A 25,349-nucleotide genomic window follows, 5' to 3' on the forward strand; every position below is an offset into this window, starting at 1 on the left:
CATCAACCGGCAAAGGCTGTTGTGCAGCGATTTTCTTTCTCTATTCACTTTCCCTGAGCCGTTCCACCACGCTCTTTTTCTGGGTCTGTCGATAGGCTGCCAGGGAAATTCCCAGTCCTAAGACCATACACAGTGGTATCATAAGGATAAAGGGCAGAGCCGTATACCGATACTGGAAACACATGATCACATCGTTCAATGCACTTACCAGATAATAGGCCCCCAGGCTTCCAAAAGCCACACTGATCAATCCTGAGATCAGGATATAATACCCGCTTTCCCAGAGGAGCATTTTCTTGATCTGTCCTTTCGTCATGCCGATGCTCTGCATAGTAGCCAGCTCCTGTTTTCGGGAGATAATCCCCGTAAGCATAGAATTGGCATAATTCAGGATTCCGATGATTCCGATCACCGCACACAGAGCATATCCTACTGTGGCCATAGAATTTACCATGCCGGAAAAGTCTTCCTCCAGACTGGACTTTGAAAGATAGCCCATAGAAGTATTTACCTGCTCTGTATAGTTTTCCAGATAACTTTCAAAAGCCGGCTGGTCTTTCTCATCCACTGTATAGGTTTTCGCAAACATAATGGCATTGGGAGATTTTTTCATATCCTCCAGAGGAACCACTACAGTCAGAGAATTAAGAGAAAAAGCATGCATATTCATGCTTGCAGGCAGCGGTTCAATAACTGCCATGACTTCATATTCTTTCTCTTCCGTATTGGTATAATGCCAGTTCACAACTTCCCCATTCTCATTGTATTCGAAAACTTCTTCTGATTCTTCTGTAGTATAGGAAAGAGTGAGCCTGTCTCCTGGTTTATAAATGCTGTCATTTTCACTGCTGTACCGGTCAAACTTCTGTACCAGTACATAATCTCCTGTGGCAAATTTTCCCAGATCTATGGTTCCTTCCACTGCTTTCAGCTTTGGCAGAAGGGAATCTGAGTAGGCGTATCTTTCCTCATCGATCTGTCCCTTACCGGCAATAGCCTCCAGAGCCTGCTCTTTTGTATCCTCGTATTCTGTATTCATCTTCCCAGCCTGATAAAGAGCCTCATACCTTTGCCGTCCGGTCTCGGTAAGGGTATGTTTCATCCCCCGGTCTCCCCACAGCTCTCCGCTTTCTAAAATTCCTGTCTGGCTGTCCGCTCCGGCAAGGTAGTTTTCATCTATGGTATAGTCCATATTCATTGGAGAAGACCTGGTAAAGTCTACACTTCCCACCATATAGTCTCCGGTAAGCCTGGTCTCCAGATACTGGTCCATACGGAAGCTTCCTACTGCAGTCATAACGATTTCCAGAAGAATCATGCTCAATGATACTGACAATACCACAATGGCCGTTTTCTTTTTATTTCTCCCCAGATTTGCCAGAGCCATCCTGGATATTCTCCCGCCCTTCAGCCCTTTCTTTTTTCTCCGTCGTTTCACTGTTCCATCTGTATAGCGGAGAGCCTCTACCGGGGAAACCTTTCCTGCAATCTTTGCCGGTTTCCTGCAGCTGATAAACACCGTTGCCAGGGAAAACAGAGCGCCGAAGACAAAAATCCAGGGACTGAAATAAATCCCGGCAGGGCCTTCATATCCCGAAAGACTGGTAAGAAGGGGAATCAGCATCTGGCCTGCAAAGAACCCCAGGAGCAGCCCTAAAGGAATTCCCACTGCCGAAAGTTTCCACACCTGGCGGTAAACCAGTTTTTTCAGCTGCCTCTTGGTAGTCCCCACCGTTTTCAGAAGTCCATAAAAACGGATTTCCTTTAGAATAGAAAGCTGGAAAATATTATAGATAATCAGGTATCCGGTAACCAAAATCACCAGAAAAGCCCCGGCTAAAAGGACCACAGTCCCCATATCCAGGTTTTCTGTCCGGGAGGTAAGATACGCCCAGTTTACCCCATAGCTGATTACTTTATCAGGGTCTGTTCCTTCTTCCGCCTGTCCTTCCGGCACATAGCCGGCATCCTGGATGATTTTCTGCACATTTTCCTCTATATTCCTGGCATCAGAAAAGAAAATATTACCGGCAGTGAGGCCGCATATCTCTCCTGTTTCTCTGTAATGCTCCACAAAGTCCTGTTCTGTATAACCCCTGCTCAGCTCTTCAAAATAAGCCTGGGACACATAAAGCTCACTGGCATGGCCGATCTCGTTCCCCTGGTACCAGCCGCAAAGTGTGAATTCCTGTTCTGTTTTCTCCCCCATAAATTCAAATTCCAGGGGAACTTTCTCTCCTATTTCCGCCGGTATTCCCAGAGCTTCCAGAGTAAGGGTATCTGCTGCCAGCTCTCCTTTCTCCCTGGGAAGCCTTCCCTCCTTCAGTCTGGAAAAACTCTGGTCCAGCTCTTCTATTCCGCTTGCTACCCGGATTTCTGCCTGGCGCTGTTTTACATTTTCTGCAATTCCCACATAGATGTTATAGGAGGAAGATTTTACCAGAGGATTATCTGTGATCTTTTCATATTGTTCCCTGGTAACATTCTTTAGTCCGGCGTGAAACTTTCCTCCCACTTCCATCATAGTCTGTTCCTGGAATGCCTGCCCCATCCCGATTCCCATGGAAAATACCGCAGTGAATAAAAGACTGGTCAGGCAGATGGCACCTATGGCAAAAAGGTTCCGCATCCGGTTCTTTTTCATGTTTCTGGAGGAAAGCTTTCCGATGACTTTTCGGTTATTATTACGCATCTCCTCACCCCCTGTTTCCTACAATCCTGCCGTCTTCGATCCGGATGATCCGGTCACAGAGCTGAGCCAGTTCCTCTGAATGAGTAATCATCACAATCGTCTGAGAAAACCGGGAGTTGGTCAGTTTCAGCAGTGCCAATACCTCCTGAGAAGTCTTGGAATCCAGGTTCCCGGTAGGCTCATCTGCTAAAAGGATGGCCGGTTTTGAAGCCAGAGCTCTGGCAATAGCCACCCGCTGCTGCTGTCCTCCGGAAAGCTGGTTGGGAAGGTTATAGATCTTATCTTTGATCCCCAGAGTTTCTATAATCTCCTCCACATATTTTTTGTCCGGTTCTTCCCCGTCCAGTTCAATGGGAAGCACAATATTTTCGTAGACATTCAATATAGGAACCAGGTTGTAATTCTGAAAAACGAAGCCGATATTCCTTCTCCGAAAAATCGTCAGCTTTGTCTCATTGAGTCCGAAAATATCCTTTCCTCTCACAAAAACTTTTCCCTGTGTAGGGTAATCCAGGCCTCCCAGCATGTGAAGAAGGGTAGATTTTCCTGAGCCGCTGGTCCCTGCCACAGCTACAAACTCCCCTTCCTCCACAGACATATCCACGCCATCCAGAGCCTTCACCAGACTGGCGTCTTTTCCATAATATTTTTTCAGGCCTACTGTCTTCAAAATTTCCATATAAGCACCTCGTTTCCATATTTTAATGCTTCTTATATTATACATAAGGTTCCTGACATTTCCTGGACATTTCCCGATATTTTCCTGACAATTTTGTCAGTTTTCCTCGTCCAAAGAACCATTCTTTTACAAGGGAAGAAAATTAAACTCAAAATTATAATCAGTAATTACATAAAATTCTTCTTTAATTATTGCTTTTTTTAATATTTATATAATATTTACAGAAATCAATTGACAAAATAACCAAAAATGGTAAAATAAGCATATTAATATAATTATTTTCTACATGCGGGAGATAAAGGTCAGCATGGTAAAAACAGAGCTGTCGCATTAAATAACGATCAAAATATTTAATGCAGCAGCTCTGTTTTTATTCTTGACAATGAGCCAGACGGACATGCTTGCATCTGTGTCTTTGACCACTCTGCATCCCGCAGCAGTCGCCTGTAAACAGCCGAAACAGTGAGAGGAAAGATTCATGGGAGAAGTGCTGGTTTTTTGTCTGACCTGGATCATCGGGTTGGCTATGATGCTTTTTTTGCTGTATTTTGTATCGAAACATAATCTTTGGTTTCGAAAATACGGCCTGACATTATTTATTGTATTTCTTGTAATTGGATTCAGCGTTTATTTTTGGGGATATTTCTGGGGGTTCGCCGTAGATGACAGCAGTTTGCTCCACGCAATCGGCAGCCTATTTCTTGCTTTATTCAGTTCTGGCCGTATCATGGTAATGGAATTGGATATCGGATCTACAAAGGCTTCGGAAAATATAGAGCTGTATCGGGCAATTTATGGTGTAGTCATGTTTTCTGCAATGGTATTGCTGGCGGTCATGGTAGTCGCTAATATAGGTGGCGGCATTATGGGCAGGCTGCGTCTTCTGTTCCTGCAGACTATAGGAAGCAGACACAATGTTTACTTAATTTATGGCGTTTCCCAGGAGTCTGTTTTTCTGGTAAAAGATATCCACAAAAAAGACCCGAACGGAACCATCCTTGTTCTATGCGGCAGAGATGAATATGCAGATGACACGGAAGACAGAAAGCATCTGGAAAACGATATTTACCGGTATGGTGCATTCAAACTTTCTTTTGCATTGGAGCGGCGAAACCTTTTCCTCTTAAAGATTGCCTCCAGATGCAGAAAACATTCCTACATTATCTGTATGCATTCTAAAAGATGGAAAAACATTAAGCTTCTGAATGAAATATGCCAGGCTGAAGGCAAAAAAATTCCGGACAGGCTTCATTTATATGTATTAAGTGAGCGTGAGAGAATACGCAGGATTGCAGAAAATAATATCTATCAGAAATGGGATATTCATTGGGAGGATCCTGAAGAGCTGGCAGCCAGACAGTTAATCCTATCTAAAGAATATCTGACGGTCTTCCCCAAAAGTGACAATATCCTTGGGCGTGTGGAACGTGATTTCAATCTGGCAGTTATAGGTTGGTCCGGTACTGCGGAAGAATTGTGCAGATATCTGATCCCAGGAGTCCAGACAGCCGGAATGCATATACGAATCCAGCTTTTTGGTGCAGAAGCAGCGGAAAAAACTGCCTATTTTCAGGTCAGCAATCCGGCCCTCGGACAGGCAGTACAGCTTGATCTGTGCAGGGAAGAGCCTGACACAAAAGAGTTTTACGAATATTTTATACATACCTCCCATTGCCCGGACGGGATCTTCTTCACAGGGACTGACGCAGCAAAAAACATGGAGCTGGCTCTGCGTCTCGATGACATCCTGCAGCGGTATCAAAAGAAGGTTCCATTATTTGTAAAAGAAAGAAACATCAGTGAAGACAGCGGTATATTAAAAATCGAAGGGATTGCAGGTTTCGGCTGCCAGGAACAGATTTACAGCTATGATATCCTGATCAACGAAAAACTGGATGGAATGGCCAAGGCGGTACATTGTTTTTATAAACAATACTATGGGGAACAGGGAGATGAGGATACCTTCTGGAAAACTGCAAGTATTTACGAAAAATTTTCCAGCCGTGCCATGGCTGTCCATATTCCATGGAAAGTTTGCGCAGCAGGTTATGTGATCGTCTCCGGCCTTCCCGACGGTTCCTACGAACAGGATCTTGAAAAAAATCCTGTTCTTGTAGAAAATCTGTCCATAGGAGAGCATCTGCGGTGGGAAGCCAGCCTTTTCTGCGAAGGATGGAAAAGCGGGACACCGGAGCAGATGCCTCCCGGCTCCAACAAGGATCCGAAAAAACGGCTCCATACCTGTCTTGTCCCATGGGAAAAACTTCCTGAAGTCGGCAGGTACTATGACACTGACTACCAGTACTTGGATACGCACCTGGTAAAATCCATAGGACATATACTAAAAACTGCAGGATATGCAATGAAGAAGGAGGAGTAAATATGCGGAGCATCAATCCCAGAGATTATTACCATCCCCAGGACCAGAAAGCGCTGTGGGAGCTGCAGCAGATTCCCGGATTTTCCGCTGCACTGAAGGCTTTTATGAAAATGTTCAGCGAGAATATGATCCGGGGGATTAATATGTCAAACAAAGTGCAGATCGGCCCCCGGCAGCTGCCGGAACTTTATGCATTGCTGCCGCCCATCTGTGAAGTACTGGGTATCCGGGAACCTGAATTTTATCTGGAACTGGATCCGGCAGCCAACGCATATACCATGGGTGACAGTATTATCTCTATAACCGTTACCTCCGGCCTTGTAGATCTGATGAACGAAAAACAGATCAGCGCCGTACTTGCCCATGAATGCGGACATATTGCCTGCCGCCATGTCTTATATCAAACTATGGCAAGCATGCTTCTGTCTGCCGGGGCCAATATTCTGGGAGGAAATCTTATTACCAGCGGACTTCAGCTGGCGTTTTTCCACTGGCAGAGATGCAGTGAATTCAGCTGTGACAGAGCAGCAGCTATCTATATGGACGGTTCTGAAACCGTAGCACAGGTCATGGCCCTTCTGGCATCCGGAAGCAGGGAAATGGCTGAACGTCTTGACATGGAACTTTATATGCGTCAGGCGGAGGAATACCGGGATTTTATGGACGATTCTAACTGGAATAAAATGCTTCAGTACTATGCTTTAATGAGCCAGAACCATCCCTTCCTGTCGGTGCGGGCGCTGGAGATCAAAGAATGGTGCTCTTCCCCGGTCTTCAAAAACATTATGGATTTCAAATATGAGCGGGAACCTGCAAAAATCCTGGAAAAGAACCTTTGTCCGGCATGCGGCAAACCTGTGGAAGGCGACTGGGGATTTTGCCGGCATTGCGGAAATAAATTGCATTAAAAGGAGGAAGAAAACTTTATGAAACTATTTGATGCAGAGACAGGTTATTTATTGCTGGATGAAGTTGTGGAAAGCAAAGACAGCTTCAAAAAAATCATGGAAGATGGGATCATTACAGATGAAGAAATGGAAGATCAGGTAAATCGGGTGATCGACAGGCTGAAAACAATGGAGGAAATCCTGTCTGACTATGAGAAAACTCTGGTATTGGATGCCATCAGTGAATTGGCGGTACTTTATGAGATGAATGCCAGAAGAGAAAAACAGGAGGGGGATTATGGGAACATTTAATTCAACGAAATTCGTACCGACACAGATGCAGGACTATTCGGAGGTCATCCGGCAGACCGGAGAACAGCTTTCCCAACAGGGCTATACCTTTACTACCGGGGACAGCGCTCTGGGAAATTATTTCAGCATAACTAAAGGCGGTTTATTCAAGTCGGTTTTGGGTATGAAAACTGCACTTAATGTAGAACTGACGCCTGTCTCAGGGGGCGTAAACATCGAAGCAAAAGTCGGGATTTTCGGTCAGCAGATCGTCCCTACCATGATCATGCTCTTTGTGGCATGGCCGGTATTGCTGACACAGATCGGCGGCATGGTCCAGCAGGCAAAACTGGATGATCAGGTAATCCAAATACTGGAGACCAATATCCGGCTACTGGAAGGCCAGGCTTCCACTGCTGGCAGAACAGATACCTCCGGAACCACTCAGGACAGTCAGACGGCAGGCGGCGGCCAGTCTGAGTTCTGTACGCAATGCGGCGCAAAAGTACCTGTCGGTTCCAGATTCTGCAATTCCTGCGGAAGCAAGATAAGATGATTATTTAAGCCTGGAAATCGAAAACGAAGCAGGAGGAGATTATGGGAATTGGATCTAAAGTCTCGGAAAGGGATATAGAATTTATTGCCAAAGGAGTACACGAGGCCTGGCAGCAGGAACGTACCAGACAGGGCTGGAAATACGGAGAAACAACAGACAGGGCTCGCAAAACACATGAATCCATGATTCCTTATGAGGACCTGACAGAAGATGAAAAAGACCTTGACCGGCGTACTGTAAAACAGGTGATCGAAATGTTGGTTTCTCTTGGATACAGAATAGAAAAATAATGACCGAATAAAGACAGGCTTTGGAAATCCTCCCAAAAGGCAAAGCCTGTCTTTGTCACATATAACCGGGAGGAGGACAATCTTTGACCGAGAAGAGAAATATCACTGATTATCATTATGATGCCTTTATTTCCTACAGACATCTTCCAAAGGATATGGCTGTGGCAGATAAGCTCCAGAAACTTCTGGAAAAACATAAAATCGTTATCAAAGGAGAACACAGTACAGAAAAAAGAAAGCTGCGGATATTCCGGGATCAGACAGAACTTCCTACCAGCGGCGACCTGGGAGAGGATATCCGGCAGGCCCTGGCCCAGTCCCGTTATCTTATCCTCATTTGTTCCCCTAATCTGAAAGAATCCCGGTGGTGTATGGAAGAAGTCAATTATTTTAAACAGATATGGGGTAACAGCAATAACCGGATCCTCCCTCTGCTGATCGACGGTGAACCGGATGAGGTCTTCCCGGAACAGATCCGCTGGGAAAACCGGAGGACTATTGGGAAAGATGGAAAAGAGACCCTGCTGCGTGTAGAAGTGGAACCACTGGGGGCTGATATCCGGGGGGAGTCATTAAAAAAGCAGCTGCACCGCTTGAAAACAGAGTACTATCGTATTGCTGCCCCAATCCTGGGATGCCGGTTTGATGATCTATACCGCAGGGCCCAGAGAGCAAGGCGAAGAAATGTTTCCATTGCCGTTGCTCTGATTCTCTGCGCTGCTCTGAGTTTTTCTGCTTACAGCCTGTTTATGCTGGAGCAGATTTCAAGCAGGCAATCAGCCCTTTACGAAAACGAATCTCTGCGTCTGGCCTCGGAAGCCGAAACCGCTGCAGGTTCCGGCAACCATCGTCTGGCCATACTCCTGGCCCAGGAATCTCTTCCAAAAAATTTGGAAAATCCGGAACGCCCAATACTTCCTGAAGCAGAGGCTGCGCTGAGAAGCGCCGTCACCCAGGAAATCGCCGATGAAGGAAAGCTCCCGCTACTATCCCGGGCCGTAGTCCCTTTTAACGTAGTATCCTGGTGGATCTGCAAACCCTATGATGAAGGAAAAAAAGTCGCACTGACAGATTTCGATAATACCTATCTCTATGACACCTATAACGGCGATCTGATCTTTTCCTGTGATACAGAGCAGGTTTATTTCGACGAAAGTGCAGAAAGAGCCTCCAGACAAGAATGCCTGACAGAAGACGATAAAATATCTCTGCAACTGGATCTGTATTGGACAGACACCGGAGAAAACTATTTTTCCGGACAGTATGAAGCCCAGAATCGGGAAGATGCTTCTGTAAATCTTTTTGCCATATGGGAGGAAGATTCCCGAAACTGCTGGGTGGTAAAACAAACCTTCCCTTTAGGACAGAGAAATGGAGACGCCGTAGAATCGGAAATAGAACTGCTAGACAGAATTGATGAAAAGGGGCAAAGCCATACAGAAGAAACGCTTCCGGAAAAGATCCGGGAAATAGGGGAAAATTATCAGCATTCCTATCTCAATACGGATGACTATATCACAGCGCATTACGATTATATACCTGATAATACCGGAAGCACCGGAAATGAAGAAATTGATATTCTGGCAGAGGCGCTTATGTCTAACGGCTATAAAGTGCATGGGGTCAGAGAAATGAAAAACGGAAATGTACTTGCCTTTTCCTGTGGCTTTGCTGATAATTCTGAAATCACGTATAACGGTTATCCGGAAACCGCAGCCGCTGCTCTTTGGTCCAGAGAAGAAGAGCAATGGCTGACAGTCCTTCCCGGATTTGTCTATGAAGAACCGGAAAGCGGACTTCTTTATCAGCATACCTCCGTAGAATTCCGTACCTATTCCTGGATAGAGGAGAACTTTGGAATTGAATCTCTGGCAGCCGAACAATATCTTATGATCAGTGAAGACGGGGAAAAGTACGCAAATGTGGAGATGGAAGGAGAAAACCTCTATCTGTCTGTCTGGGAAGCCGATAACCTGAAGGAACCTGTGATCCGGGTTCCTCTGAAAAATCATAAGGCATATTATATAACTCCGGATTTCTCTCATGTTTTTCTGCAGACACCAGATGACCGCCTTCAATTATGGTCGGCTGAAGGAAACTGCCTGGCAGAACTGGAACCGGAGGTTGCTTCAGAGGAAATCTGTTTGACCGTTGACCGGGATCACCGGCGATTAGCTGTCAGTTACCACATCGGCGAGGGGGAAAACCATATTGTGATCTACAGCGGAGAAACCGGGGAGACTTTAGATTCTTTAGACATCCATGATCTGGGGAATTACGGGATCTCCCATCTGGAGTTTGAAGGAGACTTACTATTAGCAGCTTCTATGTCCAGATCAGCCGTCATTGATCTGACAGGTGAGAAGGATGTCTCTTTCTTTGAAGATTCCAACTATGGAAGCAGAAAGGACGGTATGCTTACCTCGGACGGTTTATTGATCTGTACCTCAGAAACCAATGTAGGAAATTCCCTGGAAGCAATCTATGATCTGAATACAGGGGAAAAGCTTTTCGATTATGCCAGCGTTTTCCAATACGACGAGTCCACCGGCACATTGGCATATATTAATCATGAGAGCCAGGCTACTCTCAGCGGCTCTGTATATGTCGCACATCGGGATGAAAACGGAGCATTCCGGGAACCCATAGAAATCATTTCCCAGAATGCAAATATGGCCTTTGGCAACGGTGGCCAGAATCTGGATGGCAGTTATCTGCTGCTCAATGGAGAAAACTGCTGCGAGATCTACGATACCGATACCGGTGAGAAAGTACTGGAACTGAATTCCGGAGGTTATGGGCTTGCAAACGGATTGATCTGCGATCTGCAGAAAAACGGAAGTAAAAAGGCTTTACAATTTCCTGTCTTATCTCTGGATGAGTTGTACTTAAAGGCTGATCAGATGTTAACCTCAGAAAACGGTATCCGAAGCCTTTCCAGCAAAGAAAAAGAATTATACTATATTGTTGATTAGTCAAAGACCCCGATGCAAACATGCCCCCTTGACTCGTTGCCCGCAGGAATAAAGAGGTAAAACAATAAAAATGGATAACTATAAATATGATGCATTTATATCTTACAGGCATTTACCCCTGGATATGTCTATTGCTATAAAACTTCAAAAACTTCTGGAAAATTATCGTCCTCCAAAAACTCTGAGAAAAGCAGAAAAAGCCAAAATCCACCGTGTTTTTCGGGACCAAAGTGAACTTCCTACCAGTGGAAATCTCGGAAATGATATTCGTGAAGCCTTGATGCAATCCTGTTATCTAATCGTAATCTGTTCAGAGAAAACAAAAGAATCTGCCTGGTGCATGGAAGAAATACGCTTCTTTAAAGAGATCCATCAGGGAAAAACTGACCACATTTTAACGCTTCTGGTTTCTGGAGAGCCTGAAAATGTATTTCCCGATCTCCTCAGGCATGTAACACAGGAAATGGTCATGGATAACGGCGAGATCCTGGTGCAGGAGGAATACATTGAGCCGCTAAGTGCCGATATCAGAGCCGATACTTTGCATAAGAGCCTGAGAAAATTAAAAGTAGAATTTTTGCGCTTGGCCGCTCCTTTGCTAGACTGCGGTTTTGATGAGTTATATCAAAGACACAGACGGCGTAAGAAAAAGCGGATCATCCGTGCCTCACTTGTCAGCACAGCAATCCTGGCCGGTATTTTTATCCTGGCTTCAGTGTCGGTTTTACGTGCCCGTTATCAGGATATTACGGAAAATGTATTAAAAATCCGTTCTGAAATTCAAATGGACAATATGCTGAATGCCCTTCAAAGCATTAAGGAACTTAATGATACTTATCCCGGTCAGCCATATACAGAATATATCCAGGGCTGTTAGAATCTGAATACTTAAAGGCAAATTACAGAGAGGCATTCTCTCAGCTTGGCACAATCGAAACAAATGGCAGACTTCTCGGGAAAACGCAGGACAGCAGCTGTCTGTTTAGTGCGGCTGTGAAAGAAGATGGTATTTTTCATATAGAAATCTTTAACCGGTTACTCCAGCCTCTGGACAATTTTCTCCTGAAAGGAAACGATTATACAGAGGAGTGGTTCTTTTCAGAATATGTGTCAAAAGATAAGGTTCCTGAAATCGCCTATGATGCTGAAAGACAGCAAATCACCATATGCAGAAACGGACAGAATTATATTTACGGTTCAGATGGAGCGCTTTTAGAAGAAAAAGCTGCAGAAAACCTGGATGAAACGGAGAACTCAAAAGAAAAAGCAACCCTTATTGCCTCCATCAGTGAAAATCCTTCAAACGGCCCCCTGTATATAGAATCTCCGGATGCCATATATTATCTGCAGGCTCAAAGTTCTGCAGAGCCGATAAATCTTTTAAAGAACGCCTGCCTGGTACGTCACCCTTTAACATCCGGGAATCCAGAGATTTTATTTCCTGTTTCCGCTCCGGCTGACGGATATGCATTCAGTAAAATTTATATAACACCCGATAAGGCCTATGCTATCATCCTTGCAGAGCGAGGGATTTATTATACCAATATTTACGTCTATAATCTGGATAGCGGAAAACAGTGTTTGTCTATATCTGAATTTCCGGGTACGGCGAGCATCAGCTTTGATTTTTATAGCAATTCCGGCCAGATTCTAATATATAGTGACAGTATTTTGACCCGGGCAGTTCTCAGCGGTTTTACCATTCCCCATGATAACTCCTTGACCCATTATTCAGAATTTTCTTATGAATCCGCCTCTGGCCTAGCACCGGAATATGTTTTTGACCAAGAATCTGGATTAGCGTATATTTTAGATCATGGCGAGGGAGGAAATCGAATATACGCCGTTACCTTAAAAGATATTTCTCTGTGTGATCAATGGAAAAACTTGTCGGCAGTCCATCCGGACTTTGCTGCAAAAACAGAAGAAACTTATAATGAAAATGTAAGCCTTAAACCGGAGGATAATGACTTGATAAAAAATCCATCATCTTTTTCGGAAGAAAGTATTTCCGAATATTCCCTGACCACAAATTTTTTTCAAATCGAAGCTACCGGCACTGTTCACCGCACAGGACCTTCAGAAGCTGCATTTAGCGGCAGCGATATCGTTTTGAATGTTAAAGATTCCAACGGACAGCCATTGATACAATTCACTAATATGGATTTTGCTCACCCTTATTATAACGAATCAGATGCTATCTTTGGCTTCATAAATTATAGAACAAATAAAGTTTGCGCAGCCTACAAATTGTACACTTATCAGGAATTAATTGACTGTCTTTCTATTGTCGAGACATCTGATCTTTTAGAAGGAACAGGGAAAAACAGCTTCCCTGCCCTTCCCTGGAAAACACCGTAATATAACCTTTCTCTTTCTGCAGGATAAGCTGGGCCAGATAAAGACCCAAACCGGTGCCTTCTTCCTGCTCCACCTGGTTGCCACGGTAAAAACGCTGAAAGATCTTATTGAAATCCTTCTCCGGTATCCCCGGTCCCTGGTCCCGGATATTCACCTGTACATACATCTCCAGAGGCCGGACTTCTATTTTTACAGTGCTCCCGGCAGGAGAATACTTCACTGCATTTTCCAGGATATTCCCCATAGCCTCGGCAGTCCATTTGGGATTATGCACCGGAAAGCACTCGGTAAAAGGCCCTGCCTCCAGCTCTATATCCTTTTCTCTGGCCTGGGCATACACCCCGTTTATACTCTTGGCAATGGTCTCTCCCAGGGGAGCGGGACGGCTCTCAAAGGTCAAAATCCCCTGTTCCAGCCGGGAAGCCTTTACCAGATTTTTCATCAGCCACTGCATTTTCTCTGCCTGTTCCTGATTCCGTTTCAGAAATACTTCCTGTTCTTCTTTTGTAAGCTTTTCCTCCTTTAAAATTTCTGTGTTCAGGAGAATATTTGCCAGAGGAGTCTTTAACTGGTGGGAAAGATCAGAAAGAAGAGAAGCTATCTCTCCTTTCTCCTTTCCTGCCTTCTCCCGCTCCAGAGAAGACCGTCTCAGTACCCGGAACAGCTGGCTGAAAAGTTTGGATTCCATCTCCTCCTTACAGTCCTCATCACCTAAAAATCCTGTCTGTTCATAGGTCTGAAGTGCTCTGGAAAACCGCCTTAGTTCCCTTCGGTAATACAGCATCGTTCCCAGACAGCAGGCCAGACAGAGGAGGATACAGACGCCGCAGATTCCATATAAAATCCTCTCTGTCATGGCCGCTCCTCCCATATATAGCCGATTCCGTGAATGGTTTTAATAAATCTTGGTCTGGAGGGGTCTTCCTCGATTTTCTTTCTCAGCCTTCTGATATTTACCTGAAGGGTATTGGGATTTACAAACTTTCCTTCCCGGTCCCACACAGCTTCCAGGATCTGATTCTGGGTCAGCACCTGGTTCTTATTTTCCAGGAAGTATTTCAGGATCTTGAACTCCGTCACACTACATTCCATTTCCTGCTGTGCCTTCCATACCTTGATCAGATCCGTGTCCATCACTATATCCCCGGAGCTTAAAATATGAGATTTCGCCTTTTCTCCTTTTCTTCCCAGAAGCTTTTCCAGGCGAAGCTTCAGAACCGCTACAGAAAAAGGCTTTGTCATATAGTCATCTGCCCCGCTGGACAATCCCATGATCTCATCTGTCTCCATATCTCTGGCCGTCAGCATGAGAATGGGAACCTGGGAGCTTTCTCTGATCTTCCTGCACAGGTCATTGCCGTCCATATCCGGGAGATTCAGATCCAGCAGGATCCCCTGGGGAGCTTCCTGTAAAAAAAGCCGGTATCCCTCCTTTCCGTTCTGAGCCTGAAGAACTTCATAGCCTTCCTGGGCCAGAGAAAAGGCAAGGCCCTGGCGCAGACCCTGGTCATCTTCAATGATCAATACTTTCATTTTCTCCTCCCTCTATACACCCAGTTTTTTATGCTGTCTTACTACCGTTTCATAATCTCCATAGATAAAATAATAATCTGCCTGGGCCTCTCCTTTTGTATATACATAAGTACCATACATGGGAATATCACAGCCCAGCACCGTATGTCCCGCTCCAATGCTGATGCCATATCCCTGATAAGAATAGATCAATGGCATACGCATCTTTTTCCCGCCAAAGCTGATATATCTGGCCTTATGACTTAAAGGTTCCTGGTTGCCTGCCAGGATACCTTTGGCAAAAATCTTTTCTTCTTTTGGCCATTGAAAATAGGCCCAGGTTCTGGAAATTCCATCCAGCTGCCGGGGAATCTCCGGATTTTCCTCCAGCAGTTTCCGCCCCTGTCTGTCAAAAAAAGTCAGGGCTCCTGTCTTCTTTCGGATCCTTACTATAAGCCTGTCTGTAGCAAGCTCCACCGTATCCTTTCCTGCCCTGGCGCTCCAGTTTACCCCGGTTTCCGGCTCACTGTCCCAGTAGCCCTGAGGGAATTTTCCCTCATTTTCCCTGACAAACTGAATCCGGATCACAGTCTCTCCCAGAGGCGTCAGCCGCAGAGTTCCATATGCTCCCTTTAGTGTCAGCCAGGCTCTGCTTTTCTTTACTTCTGTAATCTCCAGTTCCCTGGGATGTATCCTTTCCTGTATCATCAGATTCTTTAGGACCTGGGTATCCGGAATATCTCCGAAATGCCGTGGAGAAGGATTGACTGGAAGAGGTCTGGGTGCCTTCTGGATCAACCGGATATCCTCTGCCGGTTTCTCCTGACACTCTTTTTCTTTGCGGGAAATCTCTGGGCTTTTTGCTCCTGCCTTCCTACTTTCTTCTGAGGTTCCTGCTCCAGCTGCATCCCTCTTTTTTAAAGCCGGAATCTTACTGGAAACATCTCCTTTGGGCTGTCCTTCCTTCTGTATTCTGTCTGTATCCCTGTCCTGTTTTTTCTCCGGATTTTTTTCTGTTTTTTGAGTTTTTCCTTCCAGGAATTCCATATGTTTTTCTCTGGATACTGGTTTTCCGATAAGCTCTGTTAGGTCTTCCCCATGAACCACTGCCAACTCATGAAGGGCTCTGGTAGCCGCCACATAGAGCAGTTTTACATAGCCGTCTTCCCAGGGATATTTCTCCTTAGAGGGGTCATAGAGAAGCACTGCGTCAAACTCCAGTCCCTTGGTATATTCCACTGGAAGGACCATGATCCCTTCCCCGAATTCCGCTCTTTCCAGGTCGCTCTCTGCTAAAGAAAGATGCTCTTTCAGACAGCCGCTGAGCCAGGAGGCTTCCTCCTGGTCCCGACAGATCACTCCAATAGTTTCATGGCCCTCTTTCTGCCAGTTCTGGAGAATTTTCACTGTCTCCCGGACCATTTCCTCCTTCCTGCAGGGAACCAGGGACACTTCTTTTCCATAGCGCTCCACAGGTTCTACAGGATATACCGGAAAGTTTCCATGACGGAGGATTTCCGTGGCAAATCTGGAAATTTCCACAGTATTCCGGTAGCTTTTCTTCAGTATCCCGAAGGTATCACGGGGGCCGGTAAGAAGCAGTTCCTGAAGCTCTTTCCAGTCATTCAGTCCCCAGCCGAAATGTATATTCTGGGAAACATCTCCCATAACCGTATAGGTACAGCCCCTCAGACAGTAGTCCAGGACTCCGTAGGCCATCATGCCGAAGTCCTGGGCCTCGTCGATGATCACATGGCTGGCTTCCCGGATGCCGTCTGTCTCTTTGATCCGTTTATAAATATAGGCCAGAGCCCCCAGGTCGTACAGGTCAAATGCACTTTCCCGGAAAGGCGCTGTTTTCCCTTTTTCCTGCTGTGTCTGGAGGAACTCTCTATAAAAATCATAGACAGATCCCTTCCAGTTTCTTCCGCCGAAATGTTTCCGGTAGGTCCGGAATAGTTCTTTTCTCTCTTCCAGTGTATAGATAGTTCCCACACAATTCAGTTCATTTTCCAGCTTTGCCATAAGAATTTTATTCAGCATACGGATCTTGCTCTGCATAGACATCAGAGGATTGTCTTTCAGATAATTTTCTATGGCTGTCCCGGACATGATCAGTCTCCTGCCTCTTTTCAGACGGATTTCTTCCCGGGGTATCTGCTGCCTTTCATATTCTCTGCAGAAGTTTTCCAGATCCCGGAACCACTCCAGACTCCCCTTCAGGCAGCTGCTTTTGTCATTCTTATCTGCCGGAATGATCTGGTATTTCTCTCCGTCCCATTCTTCATAGAGCAGCCTTACAAAGAGCTGTTCCATCGTCATCTGGGACACCCCGTATACATCCAGATCCGGCAGGACACTGGTAATATAGTTCAGCAGTATACGGTTGCTTCCGATAATATAAAAGTCCTCCGGACGAAAGGTCTCCTCATAATTATACAGAATATAAGAAATCCGGTGCATGGCCACTGTTGTCTTTCCGGAACCGGCCACACCCTGAACGATCATATTGGTCTTTGGGGATTTACGGATGATCTGGTTCTGCTCTTTCTGTATCGTTGCAATGATCTCTCCCAGAACTGCTTTCTTGCTCTTTGCCAGGTATTTGTTCAGCAATTCGTCTGTAGCTACAATATCTGAATCATAAAAATCTTTTAAATGATCATTTTCAATCTCGTAGGTACGCTTCCGACGCAGGTCAATGTTGTAGGTTCCATGCTCTTTTACCGTATAGCTGCATGGTCCCAGAGCGTTCTCATAATAGACAGAAGCCACCGGCGCTCTCCAGTCTATGACCAGGGGGTCTGTACTATCTTTGGTGATTCCCACTCTTCCCACATAATAGGACTCCTCCCAGGGGATCTTAGAATCTTTAAAATCGATCCGCCCGAAATAAGGTTTTTTTCTTGCCCGCTCATATCTCAGAAGCTCCCTCTGGCTCTCCCTTAACTGAGACTGGGTATTATGGAGAAGAGACAGCCCCTCCTTGTCCTTTGGTCCATAGGTCTCTATCAAATCATGGATATCTTCAGACAGAGTCTGGATATTCTTTCTGGTCTTTTCAAGATTTTCCTGAGCTGTGTCCAGGATCAGGGCCAATTGTTTCTCTTCTGCTTCTCTGGACAGCCCTGGAACAGGGCGGAAAGTCTTCTTTTCATTCATATCTGTTGTCTCCTATTTTTTAGTATCATGCGCAGAAATCCAAGGGTTTTGTACTCTGAGGGTACCACCTTCCTGCATAAAATTCAATAGGCTTCTGTCAGCTCCCGTGTGTCTGGGCTGGCTTTGTAAATTGAACTTTTCCTGTTTTTCTCATATTTATTTTGAACTTTTCATTTTTCTATTGAACTTTTAACTAAAATATACTATAATGCACTCAATCTATTGAACTTTCGGAGGAAAAACCATGTTAAAGGGAACTTTTGCAGAGCGACTAAAGACGGCAATGGACCTTCAGGGCAAAAAGCAGGTGGACCTGGTCCACATAGCTTCTGAAAAAGGGGTCAAGCTGGGAAAAAGCCATATCAGCCAGTATGTAAATGGAAAGACCCTTCCCAGAGGAGATATTCTCCACTTTCTGGCGGAAACCCTCCAGGTAGATGAAGAATGGTTAATGGGAAAAGAAAAAGAAAATCAAACCTTGGGAGAAAGAGAAATGAGAGAATTCAAAAAATCATCAAAATTAGACAATGTATTATATGACGTAAGAGGACCAGTAGTAGACGAAGCAGAGCGTATGGAAGACGCAGGCATGCATATCCTGAAACTGAATATCGGCAATCCTGCCCCCTTTGGTTTTAAGACACCAGATGAAGTGATCTACGATATGCGCCGGCAGCTTACAGACTGCGAAGGCTACTCCTCTGCAAAGGGTCTGTTCTCTGCCAGAAAAGCCATTATGCAGTACGCCCAGCTAAAGAAAATCCCGAATTTATCTATAGAAGACATTTACACCGGAAACGGTGTCAGCGAACTGATCAATCTGAGTATGTCCGCCCTTCTGGACAATGGGGACGAAATCCTGATCCCTTCCCCGGACTATCCTTTGTGGACAGCCTGCGCTACTTTAGCCGGAGGAAAAGCCGTCCATTACATCTGCGACGAACAGTCAGACTGGTATCCGGATATGGAAGATATCAAAAAGAAGATCACAGACCGGACAAAGGCCATAGTGATCATTAATCCTAACAATCCTACAGGTGCCCTGTATCCAAGAGAAGTCCTTCAGCAGATCGTGGATATTGCCAGAGAGCATCAGCTTATTATTTTCTCTGACGAGATTTATGACCGGCTGGTCATGGACGGGGAAGAACATGTTTCCATCGCTTCCCTGGCTCCCGACCTGTTCTGCGTTACCTACAGCGGCCTGTCAAAGTCCCACATGATCGCCGGATTCCGTATCGGCTGGATGATCCTCAGCGGAAACAAAAAAATCGCAAAAGACTACATTGAAGGCATCAAAATGCTCTCCAATATGCGTCTCTGTTCTAACGTTCCCGCCCAGTCCATTGTTCAGACTGCTTTAGGCGGCCATCAGAGCGTAAATGACTATACCCTGCCGGGAGGAAGGATCTACGAGCAGCGGGAATTTATCTACAAGCAGCTTATAGACATTCCAGGAATCACCTGTGTAAAGCCCAAGGCAGCTTTCTACATCTTTCCTAAGATGGATGTGAAAAAGTTCAATATTCTGGATGATGAGAAATTTGCCCTGGATCTCCTCCGGGAGAAGAAAATCCTGGTAGTCCACGGAGGCGGATTCAACTGGCGCCAGCCAGATCATTTCCGCATCGTATATCTGCCCCGGGTCGAGGTCTTAAAAGAATCCATGGAAAAAATGGGCGATTTCTTCAGCTATTATCATCAGTAAAGGCTTTTTAGGAGACACAGACTGATGAAAGACCATAAAGAATTTTTTCAATATGTAATTCCCTCCATGCTGGCTTTCGCCCTGTCCGGAATCTACTCCATCGCCGACGGTTTCTTTGTGGGAAATGCTATGGGGGACAGCGCCCTGGCTGCCATTAACGTGGCCTATCCCCTCACCGCCTTTCTCCAGGCCACAGGCACCGGCATAGGCATGGGCGGAGCCGTAGAATACTCCATTGCCATGGGCAGCCAAAAGCCCAGAAGAAGCCGGGAATTTTTCAGCATGGCCCTTTTTCTCCTTCTGGGACTGGGGATTCTCTTTACTTTTCTGCTTATGGCTATAGGAGCTCCGGTGCTGAGACTTTTTGGAGCCACAGGAGAAATCTATACCCTGGGCAGAGAATATGTTTTCTTTATATCTCTGGGAGCTGTTTTTCAGGTTCTGGGCACTGGGCTGGTGCCTTTCATCCGGAATATGGGCGGCTCCGTAACAGCCATGGCGGCCATGATCGCAGGTTTTCTCACCAACATTGTCCTGGACTATCTCATGGTATGGCGTTTTCCCATGGGAATGACGGGGGCCGCCATTGCCACAGACATCGGCCAGGGAGTTACTTTCCTGGTGTGCCTGGGCTTTTTCCTGAGAAAAAAAGAAAAGCCTGTCTTCTCCTTTGGAAAGCATGCTTTTCTACTTATCAAAAAAATATTCCAGGTAGGGATTTCTCCCTTTGGACTGACTTTTGCTCCCAACATCACGCTGATCCTGGTAAATAAAAGCGCCTCTGTTTTTGGAGGGGCCATGGCTGTAACCTGCTATGCTCCCGTAAGCTATATATGCTGCGTGGTACAGCTCCTGCTCCAGGGAGTCAGCGATGGCTGCCAGCCTCTGTTAAGCCTTTCCTATGGTCAGGGGAAGGAAGAGAAGACCCTGCAGCTTCGGAATCTGGCCTACCGCTTTTCTTTCCTGGTCAGCCTGGTATGCGTAGTGCTGCTTTTTCTCCTCCGGGACCAGGCCGGAGCCCTTTTCGGCGCCTCCCGGTCAGTCACCATAGAGATCAGCCGGATCCTGCCGGTTTTCCTGGCAGGGTACCTCTTTGTGAGCATATCCAGAGTGACTACCTCTTACTTTTACGCCACTGGAAAGGACCTAAGGGCCTATACGCTGATCTACGGGGAGCCCGTGCTTCTGGCCCTGCTGCTTCTTTTTGTGCCTGCTCTGGCAAGTATCTGGGGAACCTGGGCCAGTGTGCCTCTGTCCCAGCTGTTAGCCATGATATTGGGAATTCTGTTTATACGTATAAAGTCATAACCCGGCCAGGAGGCAGGAGATGTTTACTCTTCCTGCCTCCTGGCTTTTCCAACAGTCAGAGCCACCGCTACACAGGCCAGAGCAAAGAGAATCTGGATTCCCATTCCCTGAATCAGTGTGGTCTTCAGAGAGTCCGTCAGGGTTTCGTTAAAGCTGAGGATGGAAATATTCTGAGCATACCAGTAAGTAGGGAAAAACTGGCCGATTCTCCGGACCACTCCTGTTAATAATTCCAGAGGAACAAAAATCCCTCCCAGGAAGCAGAATCCCAGACTCAGCACATTGGCCATTCCATTTACCGCAGCCTCTGTCCTGGCCATGGATCCTACAAAAAAGGCTGCTGCAAGGGCTCCCAGCATAATGGTAAATCCATTAAGCAGGATCAGCCATTTATTAGGGCTGCTCCAGAATTCGGAAAAGCAGGTTGCTATCCCGATCCCCTCGCAGAGTATCCAGGAAAAAATCCCCACTGTGAGAAATGCCAGGAGGCTTTGGATATTCTTATTTTTCAAAGTCATGCTGGAGGCCTCCAGTCTCCGACGGATGTCTATATTCTGATATTCCTTCTGGATAAGTCCCAGGACAAAGCAGAGGATACTAAAGTACAGATAGGGCATAAAGCGGAATACATTGTAGATTCCCAGATCTTCCCTGGAACTTTCCAGCTCTACCTGGGCCTGGATATCTGCTGTATCCAGCACATTCTCGGCGGCTTCTTCCTGGGTATATCCCCCAGCCAGATATACTCTGGCACTGTTGATAAAATTATCTACACGGCTATTCACATAATATTCCCACTGACTTCCAGATTCGGTAACAGATTCTACTTTTCTCTCTCCCTGAATACACTCCTCGTAAAAATTCTCCGGTATGATCACTGCATAGCGGATACGTCTGCCATAAACCGCCTCTGCCAGCTCATCCATGTCATCTTCCATTACCGTCACATCATGATACTGCTCCAGATATTTCTCCAGAGCCTGGGACCACAGGCTGTTGTCCCTGTCTACAATTCCAATAGCAAGCCTTTCCTGAGAATAAGCCCCGGTGTTTTCTCCTCTGTTGGAAAGATATACCATAGAAACTGCCACGCCGAAAAAAATGGTGCAGTACAGAATAACTGTGGATACATTTCTTTTTAAAGCGATCAGATATCCTTTATATACTTTCATATCGCATTCTCCTCATTGATAAGACTGCCGCTCCCAGAAGCAGAATTCCGAAAAAAGTCAGCAAAGACAGGCTTCTGAAATATTTTTCTCCATCTTCGTAGATCAGCACGCTGTAAAAAGCATCAGTGATCAGGGCCCCCGGATTAATCCGGTTGATGACAGGCACATATGTCTCAATGGTCTCTTTCACTCCGCTGATCATCAGATCTGCTGCAAAAGAACAGGCAAGACTTTCTGCTACGATAATACCGTTTTTCAGGTTTGTACTCCAGGTTCCCACTGTTCCTATGACCATTCCGATACTGGAAGAATAAAGGGTCGCAACAAAACAGATCAGCAGGATTTCTCCTCCCTGTTCTCCAATGTGGATATCTCCCAGAACTGCGTCCATGTAAAAAAGCAGTACCAGAACTTCTGCGAAACTTATCAGCCAGGAAGAAAGGAGACTGGCGGTAATGGTCTTATAACGCTTTACACATCCTGCCGCCAGCCTGGCCCCTAAGTCAGAGGTATTTGCCTGGACGCCTACTGTATTATACATTCCCATAAAACTTCCATAGAGGCAGGTCATGGCAATCAGGGCAAAGAAATAATTCTGAGTATAATCCAGGGAATCTCCCCGGAACGTCACTGTTTCTGTATAAGTTCCCCACTCTCCCATGGCTTCTGCTGCTGCCTGGAGATTTTCCGGATGTTCTTTGACAATCTGGGCCAGCATATGTTCATTTTTCTCATAAATCTCCAATGTCTGGGAAAGAATGCTGGTGTATGTAGAGTCCTCTCCGATAACCAGCTTCTTCTCCTCCCCTCCGTAGAAAATCCCCAGAATTTCATCGTTTTTCAGAGCTTCCCTGGCCTCCTCCTGGCTCATGGGAATAATCTGAAACCAATCCTGGTCAAAGCTTTCCAGGTATTTCAGAAAAGCCTCTTCTTCCTGGCTGTCCGCATTTTGGTCTGTGACAAAAGCTGCCCGGATATCCTCCATGGCATGTTCTCCTATGGTCCCTCCCAGGGTAAAATGAAAAAGCGTAGACAGGATCAACGGAAAAAGCATGGTCCAGAAAATATTGGATTTCTCCCGGATATTTACCAGGATCTGTCTTTTCATGATCTGAAGCATTTTACGTCCCTCCTAATCTCTCAGCTCTTTCCCTGTGATCTCCAGGAACACATCGTTTAAAGTAGGCAGCTCTGAAAAACATCTGCCGCAGGTAAGATTTTCTTCCTCCATATAGTGGAGAAGGCCCAGAAGATGACTGCCGGTTCCCTGGAAACGCAGAGTAAGGTCTGCATCTTCATAAACAGTGGAAAATACCTGGGGCATATGGCAGATCACTTCCAGCTGCTCAGGTGTAAGATGGATACCTTCTACATGGACTTTCTCCCCGGTCTTAATCATATTTTTCAGCTCTTCCTTAGTTCCCAGGGCCAGACATCGCCCCTTATCCAGTATGGCGATCCGGCTGCAGATCTGTTCCACCTCTTCCATGTAATGAGAAGTATAAATAATGGTAGAGCCCTGGCGGTTCATCTGGCAGATTCCCTCCAGGATCTTATTCCTGCTCTGAGGGTCCACTGCCACCGTAGGTTCATCTAAAATGATCAGTCTGGGCTTATGGGCAATACCGCAGGCAATATTCAGTCTCCTTAAAAGCCCTCCTGACAGCTTTTTGGGCCGTTTTTTCTCATAACCCTCCAGTCCGGTGAAAGCTATGGCCTCCTCCACCAGTTTTTTCCTTTCCCTTTTATCCGGCACATAGAGACCGCAGAAATAATCGATATTTTCATAGACTGTCAGCTCATGAAATACCGCCACATTCTGCATGACAATTCCAATCTGCCGCTTGATCTCATAGCTGTCCGGCTCCATTTCCTGGCCAAAAATCTTAATGCTTCCTTTGTCAAATTTCAAAAGAGCCAGCAGACAGTTGATCACTGTGGTTTTTCCGGAACCGTTTGGCCCCAGAAGGCCAAAAATCTCTCCCTCCTCTATATCCAAATTCAGATGGTCCAGGGCTACGGTGTCTTTATATCTTTTTACCAGATTTCTGATTTCAATCATAGACATGTTCCAGTCTCCTTTCCTGTAAGGTTTCACAAAATCCTGCTGCGGACTGCTCCGCTGTCTGATTCTGAATTTATCATAACAGACTTCACGGCTCCTTCACAGTGTCTCCTGTCAGAATCCTCCATGACAAATGTCACATAGGCAGTTGGGAAAAATCATGATATACTGATAAAAACGGGAAAGGGGGATTGTATTTTGAACCGTCTTACAGATAAGGCTCTGCTTCTTCTCTATTCGCTGGGCTCCTGTCTGCTTCTCCAGACAGGCCCTGTATATGTATGTTTCTTTTTTCTGGCCGCAGCTCTTTCTGCCCTTTTTGAAGTCTGCCCAAAGAAACCCTTTCCTCTTCTATCTCTGGCCCTCTATGGCCTCATAACCCTGATTTTCCCTCAGGGAGTTTTCTTCTTTCCCCTTCTGGCCTATGACTATTTTTCTGCCCTCTTCTCTGCTTCCGGCAGATTCTGGGCTCTGGTGCCTCTGGGAGTCCTGTTTTTCTTCCCTGCCTCTAAGTATTCTTCCTTTGTCATCTATTATCTTCTCATGGGAATCTGTCTTGGAGGACTTTTGTGGTACCGCAGCACTTCTTATGAAAAACTTTCTCAAAATTACAAGAAAGTCCGGGATGATGGAATTGAACATAATCTGTTGTTAAAGGAAAAAAATAAGACTTTGATCGAGAAACAGAATTATGAGATCTACGCCGCCACCTTAAAAGAACGGAACCGGATTGCCAGGGAAATCCATGACCACGTAGGCCACATGCTCTCCCGGGCCATCTTACTCACCGGGGCTATGAAAACAGTCTTCCGCGATCCTTCTGCCAAAGAACCTCTGTCTCAGTTAGAAGACACCTTAAATACTGCCATGAACAATATCCGGGAAAGCGTCCACGACCTTCACAATGAGGCCGTAAACTTAAGAGAAACTGCCGAAAATCTGGTAGCAGACTTCCATTACTGTCCGGTCTCTCTGGAATACGATATAGACAATCCGCCTCCGCCTCAGATACGTTACTGCTTTATCGCCATTTTAAAAGAAGGGCTTTCTAATATTTCTGCCCACAGTCAGGCAGATAAGGCCTGGGTGACTATCCGGGAGCACCCGGCCATGTATCAGCTCATCATCCGGGACAACGGCACTGGAGGAAACTTCTCTCCCGGCAAAGGCATTGGCCTGTCCAATATGCAGGAGCGTGTGGAAGCGCTGAAGGGTACCATTCATTTTCAGGAAAATAAAGGATTTCAGATTTTTGTTACGATCCCAAAGGAAAAAACGGAGAATTCTATTTTAGAATAACAGGAGATGTAT

General features: G+C 45.8%; 19 protein-coding genes. 11 read left to right on the forward strand and 8 right to left on the reverse strand.

Going from position 1 to position 25,349, the window contains the following annotated elements; translation table 11 throughout:
- Window positions 1–40: 40 nt before the first annotated feature.
- Together B5G33_RS01510 and B5G33_RS01515 are read right to left on the reverse strand one after the other, a co-directional pair.
- Entirely contained in the window at window positions 41–2,692 is a 2,652-nt protein-coding gene (locus tag B5G33_RS01510; protein WP_087416485.1) for an ABC transporter permease, read from the reverse strand.
- A 4-nt stretch (window positions 2,693–2,696) separates the two neighbouring features.
- Complete coding sequence (locus tag B5G33_RS01515; RefSeq protein ID WP_087416486.1) at window positions 2,697–3,371, reverse strand: ABC transporter ATP-binding protein; 675 nt, start codon at window positions 3,369–3,371, stop codon at window positions 2,697–2,699.
- 478 nt (window positions 3,372–3,849) lie between these two features.
- Here B5G33_RS01515 and B5G33_RS01520 point away from each other — a divergent pair, with 478 nt between their 5' ends.
- The 8 genes from B5G33_RS01520 to B5G33_RS20975 all read left to right on the forward strand — a co-directional run bounded on the left by B5G33_RS01520 (window position 3,850) and on the right by B5G33_RS20975 (window position 13,111).
- A complete protein-coding gene (locus tag B5G33_RS01520) occupies window positions 3,850–5,751 on the forward strand; it encodes a hypothetical protein (protein WP_087416487.1) in 1,902 nt (633 codons plus the stop codon).
- A 2-nt stretch (window positions 5,752–5,753) separates the two neighbouring features.
- Window positions 5,754–6,659, forward strand: a complete 906-nt coding sequence (locus B5G33_RS01525) for a M48 family metallopeptidase (RefSeq protein ID WP_087416488.1) — start codon at window positions 5,754–5,756, stop codon at window positions 6,657–6,659.
- Window positions 6,660–6,677: 18 nt separating this feature from the next.
- Window positions 6,678–6,950 (forward strand): hypothetical protein, encoded by a 273-nt coding sequence (locus B5G33_RS01530; RefSeq protein ID WP_087416489.1) that lies wholly within the window; start codon window positions 6,678–6,680, stop codon window positions 6,948–6,950.
- Window positions 6,937–7,485: a zinc ribbon domain-containing protein gene (locus B5G33_RS01535; RefSeq protein ID WP_087416490.1), complete on the forward strand. Its 549-nt coding sequence runs from the start codon at window positions 6,937–6,939 to the stop codon at window positions 7,483–7,485. Before B5G33_RS01530 ends, B5G33_RS01535 begins: the two co-directional genes overlap by 14 nt.
- 41 nt (window positions 7,486–7,526) lie before the next feature.
- On the forward strand, window positions 7,527–7,775 hold the full coding sequence (locus B5G33_RS01540; RefSeq protein WP_087267069.1) for a RyR domain-containing protein: 249 nt from the start codon (window positions 7,527–7,529) through the stop codon (window positions 7,773–7,775).
- 83 nt (window positions 7,776–7,858) lie between these two features.
- Window positions 7,859–10,750: a toll/interleukin-1 receptor domain-containing protein gene (locus tag B5G33_RS01545; RefSeq protein ID WP_087416491.1), complete on the forward strand. Its 2,892-nt coding sequence runs from the start codon at window positions 7,859–7,861 to the stop codon at window positions 10,748–10,750.
- Between the two features lie 70 nt (window positions 10,751–10,820).
- A complete protein-coding gene (locus tag B5G33_RS01550; RefSeq protein ID WP_087416492.1) occupies window positions 10,821–11,627 on the forward strand; it encodes a toll/interleukin-1 receptor domain-containing protein in 807 nt (268 codons plus the stop codon).
- A gap of 704 nt (window positions 11,628–12,331) precedes the next feature.
- Window positions 12,332–13,111, forward strand: coding sequence for a hypothetical protein (locus tag B5G33_RS20975; protein ID WP_143276487.1), 780 nt, complete (start codon window positions 12,332–12,334; stop codon window positions 13,109–13,111).
- On the opposite strand, the gene B5G33_RS01560 is transcribed toward B5G33_RS20975, so the two are convergent.
- The 3 genes from B5G33_RS01560 to B5G33_RS01570 are packed head-to-tail and all read right to left on the reverse strand — an operon-like array spanning window position 13,035 to window position 17,785.
- Window positions 13,035–13,967, reverse strand: coding sequence for a sensor histidine kinase (locus B5G33_RS01560; protein WP_087416494.1), 933 nt, complete (start codon window positions 13,965–13,967; stop codon window positions 13,035–13,037). The genes B5G33_RS20975 and B5G33_RS01560 overlap by 77 nt on opposite strands.
- Entirely contained in the window at window positions 13,964–14,644 is a 681-nt protein-coding gene (locus B5G33_RS01565) for a response regulator transcription factor (protein WP_087416495.1), read from the reverse strand. The genes B5G33_RS01560 and B5G33_RS01565 overlap by 4 nt, the downstream gene beginning before the upstream one ends.
- A 12-nt stretch (window positions 14,645–14,656) precedes the next feature.
- Window positions 14,657–17,785, reverse strand: coding sequence for an ATP-binding domain-containing protein (locus B5G33_RS01570; protein WP_087416496.1), 3,129 nt, complete (start codon window positions 17,783–17,785; stop codon window positions 14,657–14,659).
- A gap of 244 nt (window positions 17,786–18,029) precedes the next feature.
- On the opposite strand from B5G33_RS01570, the gene B5G33_RS01575 reads away from it, so the two are divergent.
- Window positions 18,030–19,493 (forward strand): aminotransferase class I/II-fold pyridoxal phosphate-dependent enzyme, encoded by a 1,464-nt coding sequence (locus B5G33_RS01575; RefSeq protein ID WP_087416497.1) that lies wholly within the window; start codon window positions 18,030–18,032, stop codon window positions 19,491–19,493.
- Window positions 19,494–19,517: 24 nt separating this feature from the next.
- Entirely contained in the window at window positions 19,518–20,801 is a 1,284-nt protein-coding gene (locus tag B5G33_RS01580) for an MATE family efflux transporter (RefSeq protein ID WP_087416498.1), read from the forward strand.
- 23 nt (window positions 20,802–20,824) lie between these two features.
- Here the strand turns inward: B5G33_RS01580 and B5G33_RS01585 are convergent, their stop codons facing one another.
- From B5G33_RS01585 to B5G33_RS01595, 3 genes are read right to left on the reverse strand one after another with little or no spacing between them, the layout of a single operon-like run.
- The gene (locus B5G33_RS01585) at window positions 20,825–21,973 is read right to left on the reverse strand and encodes an ABC transporter permease (protein ID WP_087416499.1); all 1,149 of its coding nucleotides are present in this window, start codon (window positions 21,971–21,973) and stop codon (window positions 20,825–20,827) included.
- The gene (locus B5G33_RS01590; RefSeq protein WP_087416500.1) at window positions 21,960–23,093 is read right to left on the reverse strand and encodes an ABC transporter permease; all 1,134 of its coding nucleotides are present in this window, start codon (window positions 23,091–23,093) and stop codon (window positions 21,960–21,962) included. Before B5G33_RS01590 ends, B5G33_RS01585 begins: the two co-directional genes overlap by 14 nt.
- A 12-nt stretch (window positions 23,094–23,105) precedes the next feature.
- Complete coding sequence (locus B5G33_RS01595; protein ID WP_087416564.1) at window positions 23,106–24,035, reverse strand: ABC transporter ATP-binding protein; 930 nt, start codon at window positions 24,033–24,035, stop codon at window positions 23,106–23,108.
- Window positions 24,036–24,236: 201 nt separating this feature from the next.
- On the opposite strand from B5G33_RS01595, the gene B5G33_RS01600 reads away from it, so the two are divergent.
- Entirely contained in the window at window positions 24,237–25,337 is a 1,101-nt protein-coding gene (locus B5G33_RS01600) for a sensor histidine kinase (RefSeq protein ID WP_087416501.1), read from the forward strand.
- The last annotated feature ends 12 nt before the right edge of the window (window positions 25,338–25,349 follow it).

This window comes from Blautia sp. An81, from assembly GCF_002161285.1.
In the GTDB taxonomy this organism is placed as follows: Bacteria; Bacillota; Clostridia; order Lachnospirales; family Lachnospiraceae; genus Blautia; species Blautia ornithocaccae.